The 19,124-nt window shown below is 50.4% G+C and carries 15 protein-coding genes; 11 read left to right on the top strand and 4 right to left on the bottom strand.

Translation table 11 applies throughout. The features are described 5' to 3' along the window. The first annotated feature begins 6 nt into the window (after nt 1–6). The 3 genes from RHD99_RS23050 to ilvA all read left to right on the top strand — a co-directional run bounded on the left by RHD99_RS23050 (nt 7) and on the right by ilvA (nt 4,400). Complete coding sequence (locus tag RHD99_RS23050; protein WP_183273073.1) at nt 7–939, top strand: branched-chain amino acid transaminase; 933 nt, start codon at nt 7–9, stop codon at nt 937–939. 63 nt (nt 940–1,002) lie between these two features. Further along, a complete protein-coding gene (gene ilvD, locus RHD99_RS23045) occupies nt 1,003–2,853 on the top strand; it encodes a dihydroxy-acid dehydratase (protein WP_309876863.1) in 1,851 nt (616 codons plus the stop codon). Nucleotides 2,854–2,855: 2 nt separating this feature from the next. Further along, on the top strand, nt 2,856–4,400 hold the full coding sequence (gene ilvA, locus RHD99_RS23040; protein ID WP_309879250.1) for a threonine ammonia-lyase, biosynthetic: 1,545 nt from the start codon (nt 2,856–2,858) through the stop codon (nt 4,398–4,400). On the opposite strand, the gene ilvY is transcribed toward ilvA, so the two are convergent. Next, nucleotides 4,397–5,290, bottom strand: coding sequence for an HTH-type transcriptional activator IlvY (ilvY, locus tag RHD99_RS23035; RefSeq protein ID WP_309879249.1), 894 nt, complete (start codon nt 5,288–5,290; stop codon nt 4,397–4,399). The genes ilvA and ilvY overlap by 4 nt on opposite strands. 166 nt (nt 5,291–5,456) lie before the next feature. On the opposite strand from ilvY, the gene ilvC reads away from it, so the two are divergent. Continuing rightward, entirely contained in the window at nt 5,457–6,932 is a 1,476-nt protein-coding gene (ilvC, locus tag RHD99_RS23030; protein WP_309876861.1) for a ketol-acid reductoisomerase, read from the top strand. 89 nt (nt 6,933–7,021) lie between these two features. Here the strand turns inward: ilvC and ppiC are convergent, their stop codons facing one another. Continuing rightward, nucleotides 7,022–7,303, bottom strand: a complete 282-nt coding sequence (gene ppiC / locus RHD99_RS23025) for a peptidylprolyl isomerase PpiC (protein ID WP_139883115.1) — start codon at nt 7,301–7,303, stop codon at nt 7,022–7,024. Nucleotides 7,304–7,386: 83 nt separating this feature from the next. Here ppiC and rep point away from each other — a divergent pair, with 83 nt between their 5' ends. Continuing rightward, entirely contained in the window at nt 7,387–9,408 is a 2,022-nt protein-coding gene (gene rep / locus RHD99_RS23020; protein WP_183273077.1) for a DNA helicase Rep, read from the top strand. Nucleotide 9,409: 1 nt separating this feature from the next. Here the strand turns inward: rep and gppA are convergent, their stop codons facing one another. Together gppA and rhlB are read right to left on the bottom strand one after the other, a co-directional pair. Beyond that, on the bottom strand, nt 9,410–10,894 hold the full coding sequence (gppA, locus tag RHD99_RS23015; protein WP_309876858.1) for a guanosine-5'-triphosphate,3'-diphosphate diphosphatase: 1,485 nt from the start codon (nt 10,892–10,894) through the stop codon (nt 9,410–9,412). Between the two features lie 6 nt (nt 10,895–10,900). Beyond that, a complete protein-coding gene (gene rhlB / locus RHD99_RS23010) occupies nt 10,901–12,172 on the bottom strand; it encodes an ATP-dependent RNA helicase RhlB (protein ID WP_183273079.1) in 1,272 nt (423 codons plus the stop codon). Between the two features lie 131 nt (nt 12,173–12,303). Here rhlB and trxA point away from each other — a divergent pair, with 131 nt between their 5' ends. The 6 genes from trxA (at nt 12,304) to wecC (ending at nt 19,122) form a co-directional block, all read left to right on the top strand. Continuing rightward, a complete protein-coding gene (gene trxA, locus RHD99_RS23005; RefSeq protein WP_034461718.1) occupies nt 12,304–12,633 on the top strand; it encodes a thioredoxin TrxA in 330 nt (109 codons plus the stop codon). Nucleotides 12,634–12,990: 357 nt separating this feature from the next. Next, nucleotides 12,991–14,250 carry a transcription termination factor Rho gene (gene rho / locus RHD99_RS23000; RefSeq protein WP_034461716.1) on the top strand — a complete coding sequence of 420 codons (1,260 nt, stop codon included), beginning with the start codon at nt 12,991–12,993 and terminating at the stop codon, nt 14,248–14,250. Nucleotides 14,251–14,502: 252 nt separating this feature from the next. Then, nucleotides 14,503–15,594: a UDP-N-acetylglucosamine--undecaprenyl-phosphate N-acetylglucosaminephosphotransferase gene (gene wecA, locus RHD99_RS22995; protein ID WP_309876854.1), complete on the top strand. Its 1,092-nt coding sequence runs from the start codon at nt 14,503–14,505 to the stop codon at nt 15,592–15,594. A 23-nt stretch (nt 15,595–15,617) separates the two neighbouring features. Then, entirely contained in the window at nt 15,618–16,667 is a 1,050-nt protein-coding gene (gene wzzE, locus RHD99_RS22990; RefSeq protein WP_183273082.1) for an ECA polysaccharide chain length modulation protein, read from the top strand. A 62-nt stretch (nt 16,668–16,729) separates the two neighbouring features. After that, complete coding sequence (gene wecB / locus RHD99_RS22985) at nt 16,730–17,863, top strand: non-hydrolyzing UDP-N-acetylglucosamine 2-epimerase (protein WP_309876852.1); 1,134 nt, start codon at nt 16,730–16,732, stop codon at nt 17,861–17,863. After that, complete coding sequence (gene wecC / locus RHD99_RS22980) at nt 17,860–19,122, top strand: UDP-N-acetyl-D-mannosamine dehydrogenase (protein WP_309876850.1); 1,263 nt, start codon at nt 17,860–17,862, stop codon at nt 19,120–19,122. Before wecB ends, wecC begins: the two co-directional genes overlap by 4 nt. Nucleotides 19,123–19,124 lie beyond the last annotated feature (2 nt).

The following is a 19,124-nucleotide window of genomic DNA, read 5'->3' as shown; positions in this document are numbered from 1 at the left end:
AGAATAATGACAACGAAGAAAGCTGATTACATCTGGTTCAATGGTGAGATGACGCCGTGGGGCGAGGCAAAGGTTCACGTAATGTCTCACGCGCTGCATTACGGAACATCGGTATTTGAAGGCATCCGTTGCTACGAATCTCACATTGGTCCAGTGGTGTTTCGCCATCGCGAACACATGCAGCGTCTGCGTGATTCAGCAAAAATCTATCGTTTCCCTGTATCGCAAAGCGTTGATGAGCTAATGGAAGCTTGCCGCGCCGTTATTCGCAAAAACAATCTGACCAGCGCGTACATCCGCCCGTTAGTGTTTGTTGGTGATGTCGGTATGGGCGTGAACCCACCAGACGGATACACCACTGATGTGATCATCGCCGCCTTCCCATGGGGTGCATATCTCGGTGCAGAAGCGCTGGATCAAGGGATCGACGCGATGGTCTCCTCCTGGAACCGTGTTGCGCCAAACACCATTCCTACAGCTGCGAAAGCAGGAGGTAACTATCTTTCTTCCTTGCTGGTTGGCAGCGAAGCGCGCCGCCATGGTTATCAGGAAGGGATTGCGCTCGACGTGAACGGTTACATCTCCGAAGGTGCGGGCGAAAACCTGTTTGAAGTGAAAGATGGCATTCTGTTTACCCCTCCGTTTACCTCTTCCGCGCTGCCGGGCATTACTCGCGACGCCATCATTAAACTGGCGAAAGATATGGGTATCGAAGTGCGTGAACAAGTGCTGTCTCGCGAATCACTCTACCTGGCGGATGAAGTGTTTATGTCCGGTACAGCGGCAGAAATCACGCCAGTTCGTAGCGTTGATGGTATTCAGGTGGGCGAAGGTCGTTGTGGCCCGGTCACCAAACGCATTCAACAGGCATTCTTTGGCCTGTTTACGGGTGAGACTGAAGATAAATGGGGCTGGTTAGATCCAGTAAACCCGCAGTAAAAAATGATAATCAAGCGGATGGCGATAGATCGTCCGCTCTCAGACAGACGGGAGTAAATAAGCATGCCTAAGTACCGTTCAGCCACCACCACCCACGGCCGTAATATGGCGGGTGCCCGCGCTCTGTGGCGCGCAACTGGGATGACTGATGCCGATTTCGGCAAGCCAATTATTGCGGTAGTGAACTCCTTTACCCAATTCGTACCAGGCCACGTACACCTGCGCGATTTGGGAAAACTGGTTGCCGAACAAATTGAAGCCTCCGGTGGCGTGGCTAAAGAATTCAACACCATTGCCGTTGATGACGGTATCGCCATGGGGCACGGCGGCATGCTTTATTCTCTGCCGTCACGCGAGCTGATTGCCGACTCCGTGGAATACATGGTGAACGCACACTGCGCCGATGCTATGGTGTGTATCTCCAACTGCGACAAAATCACCCCAGGGATGTTAATGGCCTCTTTGCGCCTGAACATTCCGGTTATTTTTGTTTCTGGCGGCCCGATGGAAGCCGGGAAAACCAAACTGTCTGATCAAATCATCAAACTTGATTTGGTTGATGCGATGATTCAGGGCGCCGACCCGAAGGTCAGTGACGAGCAAAGCGAGCAGATTGAGCGTTCCGCATGCCCAACTTGCGGCTCTTGTTCAGGTATGTTCACCGCCAACTCGATGAACTGCCTGACCGAGGCGCTGGGCTTATCCCAGCCGGGTAACGGATCTTTGCTGGCAACACACTCCGATCGTAAAGAGCTGTTCTTGAATGCCGGCAAACGTATCGTCTCCCTGACCAAGCGTTATTACGAACAAGATGATGAAAGTGCGTTGCCACGCAGTATCGCCAGCAAAAAAGCGTTTGAGAACGCCATGACGTTGGATGTTGCGATGGGTGGCTCGACAAATACCGTTCTGCATTTGCTGGCTGCGGCTCAGGAAGCTGAAATCGACTTCACGATGACTGACATCGACCAGCTTTCTCGCAAAGTGCCTCAGTTGTGTAAAGTCGCGCCAAGCACCCAGAAATACCATATGGAAGATGTGCACCGCGCGGGCGGCGTCATCGGTATTTTGGGCGAGTTGGATCGTGGTGGTTTATTGCATCGTGACGTGAAAAACGTGTTGGGCCTGACGCTGTCGCAAACGCTGGAACAGTACGACGTCATGCTGACCAAAGACGAAAGCGTGAAAAGCATGTTCTCTGCGGGCCCGGCGGGTATTCGTACCACTAAGGCGTTCTCACAATCTTGCCGTTGGGATTCTCTGGACGTAGACCGTAAAGAAGGGTGTATCCGTTCCAAAGAGCATGCGTACAGCCAGGAAGGTGGTTTGGCGGTTCTGTACGGCAACTTCGCGGAAAATGGCTGTATCGTAAAAACCGCAGGCGTGGACGATGAAAGTCTGGTGTTCCGTGGCCCTGCAAAAGTCTACGAAAGCCAGGATGATGCGGTTGAAGCCATCCTTGGTGGAAAAGTTGTGGCGGGCGACGTCGTCGTCATTCGCTACGAAGGGCCAAAAGGCGGGCCGGGCATGCAAGAGATGCTCTACCCAACGACTTTCCTGAAATCTATGGGCCTCGGAAAATCTTGTGCTCTGATCACGGATGGCCGTTTCTCTGGGGGCACGTCTGGTTTGTCTATTGGCCACGTTTCCCCAGAAGCGGCAAGCGGCGGCAATATCGCACTGATTGAAGATGGCGACATGATCGCGATTGATATCCCGTCTCGTGGTATCCAACTGGAACTGTCCGAGCAGCAAATGGCAGCTCGTCGTGAAGCGCAAGAAGCTCGCGGTGATCAAGCCTGGACTCCACGTGCGCGTGAACGCCAGGTCTCCTTCGCTCTGCGCGCTTACGCCATGCTTGCCACCAGTGCTGATAAAGGTGCGGTGCGCGATAAAAGTAAGCTTGGAGGCTAATGATGGCCGAATCACAACCGCTACCTGACGCCCCTTGCGGGGCGGAATATCTGCGAGCCGTGCTGCGCGCTCCGGTTTACGAAGTTGCGCAGGTCACGCCATTGCAGAAGATGGAAAAGCTGTCGTCACGTCTGGATAACGTCATTCTGGTGAAACGTGAAGATCGCCAGCCGGTGCACAGTTTTAAACTGCGCGGCGCGTATTCGATGATTGCTGGACTGAACAGTGAGCAAAAAGCCAGTGGCGTGATTACGGCATCGGCGGGCAACCATGCCCAGGGCGTGGCGCTTTCATCAACGCGTTTGGGCATTAAATCTTTGATAGTCATGCCGGTGACCACGGCGGATATCAAAGTGGATGCTGTCAGAGCGTTTGGCGGTGAAGTGCTTCTGCATGGCGCAAACTTTGATGAAGCGAAGGCTCGCGCCATCGAACTTTCGCAACAGCAGGGTTTCACTTACGTGCCACCGTTCGACCATCCGGCAGTGATTGCCGGGCAGGGCACGCTGGCGCTTGAGCTGCTGCAACAAGATGCGCATATCGATCGCGTATTTGTACCCGTTGGCGGTGGTGGTTTGGCAGCGGGTGTTGCGGTGTTGATCAAGCAGTTGATGCCGCAAATCAAAGTGATTGCCGTCGAAGCAGAAGATTCAGCCTGTCTGAAAGCGGCATTGGATGCGGGCAAGCCGGTTGATCTGGCGCGAGTGGGTTTGTTTGCTGAAGGTGTTGCGGTTAAACGTATTGGCGATGAAACTTTCCGTCTGTGCCAGGAATATCTCGACGACATCATCACCGTAGATAGCGATGCGATTTGCGCGGCGATGAAAGATTTGTTCGAAGATGTTCGTGCGGTTGCTGAGCCGTCTGGCGCTTTAGCGCTGGCGGGCATGAAGAAGTACATCCAGCAACATCAGATCCGTGGCGAGCGCCTTGCGCATGTGCTTTCAGGTGCCAACGTCAATTTCCACGGCCTGCGTTATGTCTCTGAACGTTGCGAATTGGGCGAACAGCGTGAAGCATTGCTGGCCGTCACCATTCCTGAGCAAAAAGGCAGCTTCCTGAAATTCTGCCAGGTGCTGGGTGGGCGTTCGGTCACCGAGTTTAACTATCGCTATTCCAGTTCGTCAGATGCCTGCATTTTCGTGGGTGTTCGTCTGACACGCGGTGCGGAAGAGCGGCACGAGATTATCGCACTGCTGAATGAAAATGGTTACGGCGTGGTCGATCTTTCTGATGACGAGATGGCGAAACTGCACGTGCGTTACATGGTGGGTGGGCGTCCGTCTAAGCCATTGCGCGAGCGGTTGTACAGTTTCGAATTCCCGGAATCACCAGGCGCTTTGCTGAAATTCCTGCAAACGCTGGGGACGCACTGGAATATCTCGCTGTTCCACTACCGTAGCCACGGTACGGATTATGGTCGTGTACTGGCGGCATTCGAACTGGGCGATAACGAGCCTGATTTCGAAACCCGGCTTAACGAGCTGGGCTATGATTGCCACGACGAATCTAACAATCCAGCGTTCCGTTTCTTCCTGGCGGGCTAGTGGCTACCGGGCAGTAACTTCCAGAACGCATGAACAAGCGGCTCATTGAGCCGCTTTTTTTGTACACAAACGCCAAGCTCGAACGGCGTGGTTTCATCACTGCGTTCCAGTATCTGCACGCGGTTACGTACTGGCTCAGGGCTATTTTCCAGTACGATTTCAGGAATCAACGCCACGCCGCAGCCCAATGCCACCATCGAAACCATTGCTTCATGCCCCGCGACAGTCGCGTAAATAAACGGATTACTGATTTTTTGGCGGCGGAACCACAGCTCAATGCGGCGGCGTACCGGACCTTGATCCGGCAAAATAAACGGCACTTTTGCCCAGTCTGGGTCAGGTAGATTTACCTGTGCACGAACCGGGCAGGGTAACGCCGGTGCGATTAGGGCCACAGATAAATTATCCAGAATGGAAAAGGCAATACCTGGCGGCAATGTCTCAGGTTTGCCTGCAATAGCGATATCAGCCTCGTCAGAATCCACTTTTTCTACGGCGTCTGCGGCATCGCCCGTGGTCAGTTTGATCTCCACGTTGGGGTGCTCCGCACGGAATCTATCGAGAATGGGGGGTAAATGACTGTACGCGGCGGTGACGGAGCAAAAAAGATGTAACTCCCCGGTGAGCGATGGCCCTTCCTGCCCAATGGTGTGGCGCATTTGCTGATACTGCAAAAGGGTATGTTGGGCGAACTGTTTGAGTTGTTCTCCGGCTTCCGTCAGCGTAACGGTGCGGTTATCGCGTAAAAACAAGGGTTGACCCAGATCGTCTTCAAGGCGCTGGATCTGGCGCGAAAGCGTCGAAGGGCTCACGTGCATTGCACGTGCACTTCTGCCGAAATGGCGGCTTTCTGCGAGGTGAAGGAACGTTTTCAGATCGCGCAAATCCATGGTCATCAACCCTCATTTCTACGTTGCAAAAACTGCAACGTCACGTTGTTAATATATCAATTTAAGCAACGCATTTCCTGTCATATAGTGAGTTCATTATCGCAAGCAAGACACGGCTTGCGAACCTTACAAAAGCACAACACGACAATGACGGAGTACCACTACGATGGCTAATTATTTCAACACTTTGAACCTGCGCCAGCAGTTGGCGCAACTGGGTAAATGTCGTTTCATGGGGCGTGATGAATTCGCCAATGAAGCAAGCTACCTTAAAGGCAAAAAAGTCGTCATCGTCGGTTGTGGCGCACAGGGCCTGAACCAGGGTCTGAACATGCGTGACTCCGGTCTGGACGTGGCTTACGCTTTGCGTGCAGAAGCTATCGCTGAAAAACGCGCTTCATGGCGTAAAGCGACAGAAAACGGTTTTAAAGTTGGGACTTACGAAGAGCTGATCCCGCAAGCGGATCTGGTTGTTAACCTGACGCCAGATAAGCAGCACTCTGCGGTTGTTAAAGCCGTTCAGCCAATGATGAAAGATGGCGCAGCACTGGGTTATTCCCACGGTTTCAACGTGGTTGAAGTGGGTGAGCAAATTCGTAAAGACATCACCGTGGTGATGGTTGCTCCAAAATGCCCTGGTACTGAAGTTCGTGAAGAATACAAACGTGGTTTCGGCGTGCCGACGCTGATTGCGGTTCACCCGGAAAACGATCCGAAGGGCGAAGGTATGGCGATCGCCAAAGCCTGGGCTGCGGCTACTGGTGGCCACCGCGCAGGTGTTCTGGAATCTTCCTTCGTGGCTGAAGTGAAATCAGACCTGATGGGCGAGCAAACTATTCTGTGCGGTATGCTGCAAGCGGGTTCCCTGCTGTGCTTCGATAAGCTGGTGGAAGAAGGTACCGATCCAGCATACGCTGAAAAACTGATTCAGTTCGGTTGGGAAACCATCACTGAAGCGCTGAAACAAGGTGGTATTACGCTGATGATGGACCGCTTGTCCAACCCGGCAAAACTCCGTGCTTATGCGCTGTCCGAGCAACTGAAAACGATTATGGCTCCGCTGTTCCAGAAACACATGGATGACATCATCTCCGGTGAATTCTCTTCCGGCATGATGGCTGACTGGGCAAATGACGATAAAAACTTGCTGACCTGGCGCGAAGAGACCGGTAAAACGGCATTCGAAACCGCAGCACAGTTTGACGGTAAAATCTCTGAGCAGGAATACTTTGATAAAGGCGTTCTGATGATCGCCATGGTGAAAGCGGGCGTTGAGCTGGCATTCGAAACCATGGTGGATGCGGGTATTATCGAAGAGTCTGCCTACTACGAATCTCTGCACGAGCTGCCATTGATTGCGAACACCATTGCTCGTAAGCGTCTGTACGAAATGAACGTGGTTATCTCCGATACCGCAGAATACGGCAACTACCTGTTCTCTTACGCAGCGGTTCCATTGCTGAAAGAGTTTATGACTACGCTGCAAGCGGGCGATTTGGGCAAAGAAATTCCAGCGGGTGCAGTTGATAACGCGCAATTACGTGAAGTTAACGAAGCGATTCGCAATCATGAAATCGAAACCGTTGGTAAGAAGCTGCGTGGGTATATGAAGGATATGAAACGTATTGCAGTTGCGGGTTAATCGAGCCGCCTGATGCCCTCACCCCGGCCCTCTCCCACGTGGAGAGGTTACAAACACTAAAAGCCTTCTCATTGAGAAGGCTTTGTTATTTAGTTCCGGTACAACACTTTGATGATGTGGTAGCCAAACTGCGTGTGCAGCGGGCCTGTTGGCTCGAGCAGTGGGCAGGAGAACACCACTTTATCGAACGCCGGAACCATCTGGCCCTGACGGAATTCACCTAAGTGACCGCCTTTTTTGCCTGACGGGCAGGTGGAATGCTTTTTAGCCAGTTTCTCAAAGTCGCCGCCATTCTGAAGCTGCGCCAAAATTTCCTGAGCCAGTTTTTCTTCCTTAACAAGGATATGCAATGCTGCCGCGGTTTTTGCCATGATAGTACCTTGAGTCATGTTGATTACGCTCGTTATACTACCATGCTCTTTTTCTCCCCTCCTGACTTTCATTGAGTGACCTTATGCGTTTAAACCCTGGCCAACAACAAGCCGTCGAATTTGTCACTGGGCCTTGCCTGGTTCTGGCTGGCGCAGGCTCGGGCAAAACGCGTGTCATCACCAATAAAATGGCGTACTTGATCCGCGAATGCGGGTATCAGGCTCGTCATATCGCCGCCGTTACGTTTACCAATAAAGCGGCGCGTGAGATGAAAGAGCGTGTCGCACAAACGCTGGGGCGCAAAGAAGCGCGCGGCTTATTGATCTCAACTTTCCATACCTTGGGGCTTGAAATCATTAAGCGTGAATACGCGGCGCTTGGGATGAAATCTAATTTCTCATTGTTTGATGACACCGACCAGACAGCTTTGCTGAAAGAGCTGACCGAAGGTTTGCTCGAAGAAGATAAGACTTTATTGCAGCAACTGATCTCAACGATCTCAAACTGGAAAAATGATCTGATGTCGCCTTCTCAGGCCGCAGCGCAGGCGAAAGGAGAGCGTGACCGAATCTTCGCCCATTGCTATGGCCTGTACGATGCACACCTGAAATCCTGCAACGTGCTGGATTTTGACGATCTGATTTTGCTACCGACGCTGCTTTTGCAACGTAACGAAGAAGTGCGTGAACGCTGGCAAAACCGCATTCGCTATTTGCTGGTGGATGAGTATCAGGATACCAACACCAGCCAGTACGAATTAGTGAAATTGCTGGTCGGTGCGCGGGCACGATTCACCGTGGTAGGGGATGATGATCAGTCGATCTATTCCTGGCGCGGTGCCCGACCGCAAAACCTCGTCCTGCTAAGTCAGGATTTCCCGGCGCTTCAGGTCATTAAGCTTGAACAGAACTACCGTTCTTCCGGGCGTATTCTGAAGGCGGCGAATATTCTGATCGCCAATAATCCCCATGTTTTTGAAAAGCGGCTTTTTTCGGAGCTGGGTTACGGCACTGAATTGAAAGTGGTGACGGCAAATAGCGAAGATCATGAGGCTGAGCGGGTGACTGGCGAGCTGATAGCTCATCATTTTATCAATAAAACCAGTTACAAAGATTACGCTATTCTCTATCGCGGTAATTTCCAGTCGCGCGTGTTTGAGAAGATGCTGATGCAGAACCGCATTCCTTATCGCATTTCAGGCGGAACATCATTTTTCTCCCGTCCGGAAATCAAAGATCTTCTGGCTTATTTGCGTGTACTGACCAACCCAGATGATGACAGTGCATTCATGCGTATCGTGAATACACCGAAGCGTGAAATCGGACCGGCTACGCTGCAAAAACTGGGTGCATGGGCGATGCAGCGTAACAAAGGTTTGTTTGGCGCCAGCTTCGACATGGGTTTGAGTCAGACGCTTAGCGGGCGTGGCCTGGAGTCGTTACAGCGTTTTACCCATTGGTTGCGCGATGTGGCCACTCTTGCTGAGCGTGAGCCGATTGCGGCGGTACGCGATTTAATTCATGGCATTGATTATGAAAGCTGGCTCTACGAAACATCGCCTAGCCAGAAAGCGGCAGAAATGCGTATGAAAAACGTCAACCAACTGTTTAGTTGGATGACCGAAATGCTTGAAGGATCGGAAATAGACGAGCCGATGACACTAACTCAAGTCGTCACCCGTTTTACCCTGCGCGATATGATGGAACGCGGAGAAAACGATGAAGAAGCCGATCAGGTTCAGTTGATGACTCTTCATGCCTCGAAAGGGCTGGAGTTCCCCTATGTATTTTTAGTGGGGATGGAAGAAGGACTGCTGCCGCATCAAAGCAGTATTGATGAAGATAATATCGAAGAAGAGCGTCGCCTCGCGTATGTGGGGATTACTCGCGCGCAGAAAGAATTGACCTTTACGCTGTGTAAAGAACGCCGTCAGTATGGCGAACTGGTGCGCCCGGAGCCGAGTCGTTTCTTACTGGAATTACCACAAGATGATTTGCAGTGGGAGACCGAACGCAAGGTGGTATCGGCTGAAGAGCGGATGCATAAAGGTCAGAATAATGTTGCCAACATCCGTGAAATGCTGGCAAAAGCACGTAAAAACTGAGTTACTTGATGGTCAGAGGCCAGTGGACATAGCTTTGCCACAGGCTTTCTTGTGCCAGTAATTCAGCCCCCAATGGATGACATTCAAGCCACTTTTCTGGCAGCTCCAGAAGTAAGGATTCGCTTTCCACTTTCAGCGTGATTTCCGGCAGGATGTCATCCCGGCGGCGGCTGGCGAAAATAATCGCCAGACGTAGCAGACGGCAAAGATGTTCTGCAATGCGCGGCGGCACAGCATTTTGTTGGTGGAGTGAAGAGAGATCGACGGGGTTTGTCTGGTTTAACATCAGTGTCGAAAGCAGCTTTTTCTGTGCAGGCGTATAACCCGGAAGATCGAGATTCTTCACCAGATAGGCCGCATGTTGTGGTGCTTGTTTAAAATCGACACTCAGACCAATTTCATGAAGCAAAGCGGCGCTGTTTAGCATTTCGATGCTGAGCGGTGTAAGGCTCCATGCGTCCTTGACCTGGTTGGCGAGAGCCTGAGCTAACTGCTGTACGCGCTCTGCCTGGCCGGTATCGACCATAAAACGGCGTTGGATATTACGCACAGTGCGACTTCTGATTTCCTGATTAACAGACAGATGAAGCATGCCGTAGACCAGACCTTCACGTAACGCACCACCTGCAAGCGTCATACAATCAATCGATAACTCTTCGAATATCGCAATTAAAATGGCAAGACCGCTTGGGAACACCAGTGCTCTTTCGAGCGTCAGACCTTCAATTTCCAGCTCTTCAAGCCGCCCACATTGAATCGCTCTTTGCTTCAGCTGCTGAAGTTTTACAAGCGTGATGCGTTCGTCCATTCCCTGCGCCATCATGATTTCTTGCAATGCTTGTACGGTGCCAGAAGCCCCGACGCATACCTTCCAACCATGATGTTTTAACCGATCACAAATGGGCCTGAGCACTTCTTTTGCAGCCGCTTCTGCGGCATCAAAGTTTTCTTTTGCCAGATTTCGGTCGCTGAAGAAGCGCTCGAGCCAGGTCACACAACCCATGGATAAGCTAAACAGCGCTGTAGTTTGCGCACCGCTGCCAGTCACGAGTTCAGTACTGGCGCCGCCGATATCAACGACTAAGCGCTGATCTGCACCACCCGTAGTATGAGCAACACCCTGATAAATCAGGCGAGCTTCTTCTTCACCATGGATAATTTGTACCGGGCAACCGAGAATTTTTTCAGCCTGCTCGATGAATTCATTGGCATTGATAGCAAGGCGCAGTGTCGCGGTGGCGACAACACGAATTTGTGTCTGAGGGATATCTTGTAGACGTTCAGCAAATAAGCGCAGGCATTGCCACCCGCGCTCCATCGCTTCGCGTGAAAGCGTATTATCGCTGCTTAAACCAGCAGCAAGACGTACTTTCCGTTTAATGCGGGCAAGGGTTTGTATACTCCCTGCCACCTCACGTACAACCAACATATGAAAGCTATTTGAGCCTAAATCAATTGCTGCATACAGCGAGGTGGAGCTGAGCATAAATTTTTAACCTGTGCGACGACGATTACCACGGGAGGCGCCACCATTACGGCGAGGACCGTTACCCGGACGGGAACGTGTCAGACGCTTCGGTGGAGGAAGTTCGCTTAACAGTGCTTCAGTTTTGTACTTACTGACTGGGATTGAGTGACCGATATAGGTTTCAATAGCAGACAGGTTTAACGCATAGTCTTCACACGCAAGGCTGATGGAATGCCCACTTTCACCTGCACGACCGGTACGGCCAATACGGTGAACGTAGTCTTCGCAGTCATCCGGTAAATCGTAGTTGAAAACGTGAGTCACTAACGGGATATGTAAACCGCGAGCGGCAACATCGGTTGCAACCAGAATATCGAGATCGCCACGGGTGAATTCATCAAGGATGCGCAGACGTTTTTTCTGAGCAACATCACCTGTTAACAGCCCAACACGATGTCCATCTGCAGCCAGGTGACCCCAGATATCTTCACAACGGTGTTTGGTGTTGGCAAAGATGATTGCGCGATCTGGCCACTCTTCTTCGATAAGCGTCTGTAGCAGGCGCATTTTTTCTTCGTTAGAAGGGTAGAACAGCTCTTCTTTGATGCGATGACCGGTTTTTTGTTCCGGCTCAACTTCCACGTATTCCGCGTTGTTCATCTGCTCGAACGCCAGTTCACGCACACGGTAAGATAATGTGGCGGAGAACAGCATATTCAGGCGTTGTGTGACAGGTGGCATGCGACGGAACAACCAGCGGATATCTTTAATAAAGCCCAGATCGTACATCCGGTCGGCTTCATCCAATACCACAACCTGAATTGCACCTAAGTTAATGTGGTTTTGTTTAGCGTAATCAATCAAACGGCCCGTTGTGCCGATAAGAATATCAACACCGCTTTCCAATACTTTAAGCTGTTTGTCGTAGCCATCGCCACCATATGCCAGCCCGAGTTTCAGGCCGGTCGATTGTGCAAGTGGCTCTGCATCAGAGTGAATTTGTACTGCCAGTTCACGAGTCGGCGCCATGATTAAGGCACGCGGCTGGTTCACCTGGCGATTCTCTGGAACCGGGTGAGAGAGTAAATAATGGAACGTTGACGTTAAAAACGCCATCGTTTTGCCAGTACCGGTTTGCGCCTGCCCTGCAACGTCACGATTCGCTAGTGTCAGCGGTAGTGCCAGTGCCTGAATTGGGGTGCAGTTATGAAAGCCTTTATTTTCAAGGGCTTCAATCACCTTAGGGTGTAGGGCGAAGTCGGAAAACTTCTGTTCGGTCAAATGTGTTTTGCTCATAGTGTGGTAGAATATCAGTTTACTATTGCTTTACGAAAGCACATCCGTTGAAATAAACGGGGTGAAATAAAGTCACCCTGAGTTGGTTAATGCTACACCAACAAGGTAGACATAATCCTGCGGAGTAGAACATGAGCGATAAAATTATTCACCTGACTGACGACAGTTTCGACACGGACGTGCTAAAAGCTGATGGGTTGATTCTGGTTGATTTCTGGGCAGAGTGGTGCGGTCCATGCAAGATGATCGCCCCGATTCTTGATGAAATCGCTGATGAATATCAGGGCAATCTGACCGTTGCTAAACTGAACATCGATCAGAACCCGGGCACGGCACCGAAATACGGTATCCGTGGTATCCCAACTCTGTTGCTGTTCAAGAACGGTGAAGTGGCTGCGACCAAAGTGGGTGCGCTGTCTAAAGGCCAGTTAAAAGAGTTCCTCGACGCTAATCTGGCATAATGGAATCTCAGCCGGTGCGTGCGGGTTCGCAAATTTTTGTGAGCTGCTGGACGCCCGGCGTCAGTCATGCTAAGTTACTTTTACTGCATTTTGAACTTGTCTTGTAGTTTGAATCTTTGTAATACCCAATGCTTCCAGTTAACTTTCACTAAGACGCTGTTTTACAGTGAACATACGGTCGCAAAATCGATTTCGGGCGTATCACCCATTCCGTCGTGTCGTTTCAGTTCTGCGTTTTTCCTATGACCAGACAGCGATAAGACATGTGGTGGTGGCCATTAAACAGGCATGGATGATCCTGCCATACCATTCACGATACATGTTCGAGATTTACCCCGAGTTTAAGAACCCACCATTATGAATCTTACCGAATTAAAGAATACGCCGGTTTCTGAGCTGATTACTCTCGGCGAAAATATGGGGCTGGAAAACCAAGCCCGTATGCGCAAGCAGGACATTATTTTCTCCATCCTGAAGCAACATGCGAAGAGTGGCGAAGATATCTTTGGTGACGGTGTACTGGAGATATTGCAGGACGGATTTGGTTTCCTCCGCTCTGCAGACAGCTCCTACCTCGCCGGTCCCGATGACATCTACGTTTCTCCCAGCCAAATCCGCCGTTTCAACCTCCGCACAGGGGATACCATCTCCGGTAAGATTCGTCCGCCGAAAGAAGGTGAACGTTACTTTGCACTGCTGAAAGTTAACGAAGTTAACTACGACAAACCGGAAAACGCGCGTAGCAAAATCCTGTTCGAAAACTTAACCCCGCTGCATGCTAACTCTCGTTTACGCATGGAACGTGGTAACGGTTCTACTGAAGACTTAACCGCTCGCGTACTGGATCTGGCATCCCCAATCGGTCGCGGCCAGCGTGGCCTGATTGTGGCACCGCCGAAAGCCGGTAAAACCATGCTGCTGCAAAATATCGCGCAAAGCATCGCTTACAACCACCCTGATTGTGTGTTGATGGTTCTGCTGATTGATGAACGTCCTGAAGAAGTGACCGAGATGCAGCGTCTGGTTAAGGGTGAAGTTGTTGCTTCTACCTTTGATGAGCCAGCTTCTCGCCACGTTCAGGTTGCTGAAATGGTCATCGAGAAAGCGAAGCGTTTGGTTGAGCATAAGAAAGACGTGATCATTCTGCTCGATTCCATTACCCGTTTGGCTCGTGCCTATAACACCGTAGTACCGGCATCCGGTAAAGTATTGACCGGTGGTGTGGACGCTAACGCCCTGCATCGTCCAAAACGCTTCTTCGGTGCGGCGCGTAACGTGGAAGAGGGTGGTAGCTTGACTATCATCGCTACGGCTCTGGTTGATACCGGTTCTAAAATGGATGAAGTTATCTATGAAGAATTTAAAGGTACCGGCAACATGGAACTGCATCTGGCGCGTAAAATCGCTGAGAAGCGCGTGTTCCCTGCTATCGACTATAATCGTTCAGGTACGCGTAAAGAAGAATTGCTGACGACCCAGGAAGAACTGCAGAAAATGTGGATCCTGCGTAAAATCATCCACCCAATGGGTGAGATTGATGCGATGGAATTCCTCATCAACAAATTGGCGATGACGAAAACCAACGAAGACTTCTTCGATATGATGAAGCGCTCGTAAGCAATAAAAACTCGGGGAACGCCACGCTTAGTCGTGGCGTTTTTCTTTAGTGGTATATACGATATAGAATCGACCATCACCGTTAAGCATCAACCGTGGCAACGGATGCCATAATTTTATTATCAAAAACGCTGAGATAACGTTGTGTAAATAATAAACCGGTTGTTCAAGGATTCGATGTATATAACCATTGGACTGGGTAGACTTTGATTGAGTTCGCCTTGACCTTTTATTTTGCAGAGAGCTTGCACTGTGAATTTAATCACCGCTGGAACTGACCTGGTAAGTATTTTTTTATTCACCACCGTTTTTCTTTTCTTCGCACGCAAAGTGGCGAAAAGAATCGGCTTGGTAGATAAACCAAACTTCCGCAAACGCCACCAGGGACTCATTCCTTTGGTGGGCGGCATTTCTGTTTATGCCGGGATCTGCTTTACCTTCCTGATTGCCAATTATTACATTCCCCATGCATGGCTCTATTTGACCTGTGCCGGGGTACTGGTGTTAATCGGTGCTCTGGATGACCGCTTTGATATCAGTGTAAAAATTAGAGCCTCAATACAGGCATTAATTGGCATTGTTATGATGGTTGTCGGGAAATTATACCTGGTCAGCCTCGGGTATATTTTTGGTTCATGGGAGATGGTACTCGGCCCGTTCGGTTATTTTTTAACCTTATTTGCGGTTTGGGCAGCAATAAATGCTTTCAACATGGTTGATGGTATAGATGGCCTGCTTGGAGGACTTTCTTGCGTATCCTTTGCGGCAATGGGAATTATCCTTTATTTCGATGGGCAATTGAGTCTGGCGATGTGGTGTTTCGCAATGATTGCGGCCATCCTGCCTTATATTCTTTTAAACCTCGGGATACTTGGCCGTCGCTATAAAGTATTTATGGGTGATGCGGGCAGCACGCTCATAGGCTTTACTGTTATCTGGATCTTGCTGGAAACTACGCAGGGTCAAACTCATCCAATCAGCCCAGTCACCGCCTTGTGGATTATCGCCATTCCTTTAATGGACATGATTGCCATCATGTACCGTCGGTTACGCAAAGGTATGAGTCCATTCTCCCCAGATCGTCAGCACATTCACCATTTGATCATGCGTGCTGGGTTTACTTCTCGTCAGGCTTTCGTGCTTATCACAGCAGCGGCGGCGTTGCTTGCCAGCATCGGTGTCGCCGCAGAATATATTCATTCTATTCCTGAGTGGGTAATGTTGGCATTATTCTTGCTTGCATTTGTTCTATATGATTATTGCATCAAGCGCGCCTGGAAAGTGGCTCGTTTTATAAGACGTCATAAGCGTCGGCAACGTAGAAACAGCAGTGGCATTTCTTAATTCTGAATGTAATTGGGGAAGTGATGAAACAAAACGTGCCAGGAAGTAACCCGGGAATGGTAGACAACGAGTTGGACATTCGTGGTTTATTCCGGACACTTTGGCAAGGTAAGTTGTGGATTGTGGGTGTGGCTGTGTTGTTTGCAGCTGTCGCGCTAATCTACACCTTCTTTGCTAAGCAGGAGTGGAGTGCTAACGCGATAACTGACCGCCCTACAGTGAACATGCTGGGTGGTTACTATTCGCAGCAGCAATTCCTGCGGAATCTTGACCTCAGAGCCAATATGCTGCCGGTTGATCAGCCGTCGGTGATGGATGAAGCTTACAAAGAATTCATCATGCAGCTATCTGCCTACGATACCCGCCGTGATTTTTGGCTGCAGACTGACTATTACAAACAACGTCAGGTCGGCAACAGTAAAGTTGATGCTGCGTTGCTAGACGAAATGGTTGATAACATTCAGTTTACAGCAGGCGACGTCACCCGTAATACCAGCGATAGCGTCAAGTTAATTGCTGAAACTGCGGCCGACGCTAACAACCTGCTGCGTCAGTATGTCGCTTTTGCCAGCCAGCGTGCAGCAAGCCATCTGAATGAAGAGCTGTCGGGGGCTTGGGCTGCTCGCACTGTTCAGATGAAAGCACAAGTTAAACGCCAGGAAGCCGTTGCGAAGTCAATTTTCGACCGCAAAGTACACAGTATTGAGCAAGCGCTGAAAATCGCAGAACAGCAGAATATTTCTAAAAGTGAAACAGAAGTTCCTGCCGATGAGTTACCCGATTCTGAAATGTTCATGTTAGGACGTCCTATGTTGCAAGCACGCCTTGAAAGCCTGCAAGCGGTAGGTCCAAACTACGATATCGACTACGACCAGAATCGAGCCATGCTGTCGACGCTGAATGTTGGGCCGACGCTCGACGCTCGCTTCCAAACCTACCGCTATTTACGTACCCCTGAAGAGCCTGTGAAGCGTGATAGTCCACGCCGGGCATTCTTACTGATCATGTGGGGTATGGTTGGGGCCCTGATTGGTGCTGGCGTGGCATTAGCTCGCCGTCCAAAATTGTTATAACGCCCTTACCCGGTGAAAGCTCGATGGACGGCTTTCACCTTTTTTAATAAAAGAGAATTGCTGTGAAAGTGTTAACTGTTTTTGGCACGCGCCCGGAGGCTATCAAAATGGCTCCTCTGGTTGATGCGTTGGCAAAAGATCCATTTTTTGACGCAAAAGTCTGCGTGACTGCACAGCATCGTGAGATGCTGGATCAAGTGTTGAATTTATTTTCCATCGAGCCGGATTATGATTTAAACATCATGAAGCCGGGGCAAGGGCTGACGGAAATTACCTGCCGAATTCTCGAGGGATTAAAGCCGATTCTTGAGTCCTTTAAGCCAGATGTGGTGCTGGTGCATGGCGATACGACGACGACGCTTGCCACTAGCCTGGCTGCATTTTATCAGCGTATTCCGGTCGGACATGTTGAAGCGGGTCTGCGTACTGGCGATCTGTTTTCTCCGTGGCCAGAAGAAGCGAACAGAACGATTACCGGGCATCTGGCGACATATCACTTTGCTCCGACAGAAAATTCCCGACAAAACCTGGTACGTGAAAATATCAGCGACAATAATATCTTCGTCACCGGCAATACGGTGATTGATGCGCTGATTTCTGTCCGCGATCGTGTACTTGCCGATGACAATCTGCGTAGCTCTTTGGCGCAGTGTCACCCATTCCTGGATAGCAGTAAGAAACTGATTCTGGTCACGGGGCACCGTCGCGAGAGCTTTGGTGATGGTTTTGAGCGTATTTGTCACGCGTTGGCTGAAATTGCCAAACAAAACAGCGATGTTCAGATTGTTTATCCTGTACACCTGAACCCGAATGTTAGCGAGCCTGTTACGCGTATTCTTGGGGACGTCAAAAACATAGTGTTGATCGACCCGCAGGAGTATTTGCCATTTGTCTATTTAATGAACCATGCGTATCTCATTCTGACTGACTCAGGTGGCATTCAGGAAGAAGCGCCATCGCTGGGTAAACCTGTATTGGTGATGCGTGATACCACTGAACGCCCTGAAGCTGTAGATGCAGGTACTGTTCGTTTGGTGGGGACGGATACTCAAGAGATCGTCCGCCAGGTAACGCGTTTGTTGAAAGACGAAAACGAATATGAAGTGATGAGTCGGGCACATAATCCTTACGGCAACGGTAAGGCCTGTGAACAAATTTTGGCTGCATTAAAGAAAAATCAGGTGACACAACAATGAGTTTTGCAACCATCTCTGTGATTGGTCTTGGCTATATCGGATTACCCACTGCGGCGGCATTTGCTTCTAAACAGCAAAACGTCGTAGGTGTTGATATTAACCAACATGCGGTAGATACCATAAATCGTGGTGCTATTCATATTGTTGAGCCTGACCTCGATAAGGTGGTTAAAACTGCTGTGGAAGGCGGTTTCTTACGCGCCAGCACACAGCCAGTTGAAGCGGATGCTTTTTTGATTGCGGTACCTACGCCGTTCAAAGGCGATCATGAACCGGATATGGTTTTTGTCAAAAGCGCCGCTGACTCCATTGCGCCCGTTCTCAAAAAAGGGGCTTTGGTTATCCTTGAGTCAACTTCGCCTGTCGGTTCAACCGAGCAAATGGCGGAATGGCTCGCCGAACTTCGCCCTGACCTGACTTTCCCACAACAGGCCGGTGAAGCAGCAGATGTTAATGTTGCTTACTGCCCGGAACGCGTATTGCCAGGCCAGGTGATGGTAGAACTCATCAAAAATGATCGGGTGATTGGCGGTATGACACCGCTTTGTTCCGCGCGAGCCAGCGAACTGTACAAGATTTTCCTCGAAGGTGAGTGCATCGTAACGAACTCCCGCACCGCTGAAATGTGCAAGCTGACAGAAAACAGTTTCCGTGATGTGAACATCGCATTCGCTAACGAGCTTTCGCTGATTTGTGCCGATCAGGGGATCAATGTCTGGGAATTAATCCGCCTTGCTAACCGTCATCCACGCGTCAATATTTTGCAGCCAGGTCCTGGCGTGGGTGGGCACTGTATCGCGGTTGACCCTTGGTTTATCGTCGCGCAGAACCCTGAACATGCACAGTTGATCCGCACCGCGCGTGAAGTCAACGACGGCAAGCCACACTGGGTTGTAAACCAGGTGAAAGCTGCCATTGCAGACTGCTTATCAGAGACGGGTAAGCGCGCCAGTGAAATCACTATTGCCTGCTTTGGACTGGCCTTTAAACCGAATATTGACGACCTGCGTGAAAGCCCGGCGATGGAAATTGCTGAAACTCTCAGTTCGTGGCACAGCGGCAAAACATGGGTTGTTGAGCCCAATGTCCACCAACTGCCAAAAACGCTCGCTGGACACTGTGAATTAGCAACGACTGATGAAGCCCTTGCGCAGGCCGATGTCCTGGTGATGTTAGTTGATCACCAGGTATTCAAAGCCATCCCAGGTACGCAAGTCCAGCAGCGCTGGGTTGTTGATACCAAAGGGGTCTGGCGCTAGTT

Origin of the sequence: Buttiauxella selenatireducens, assembly GCF_031432975.1 — a bacterium.
GTDB lineage: Bacteria > Pseudomonadota > Gammaproteobacteria > Enterobacterales > Enterobacteriaceae > Buttiauxella > Buttiauxella selenatireducens.
This window is presented reverse-complemented; position numbering and strand designations above follow the sequence as displayed.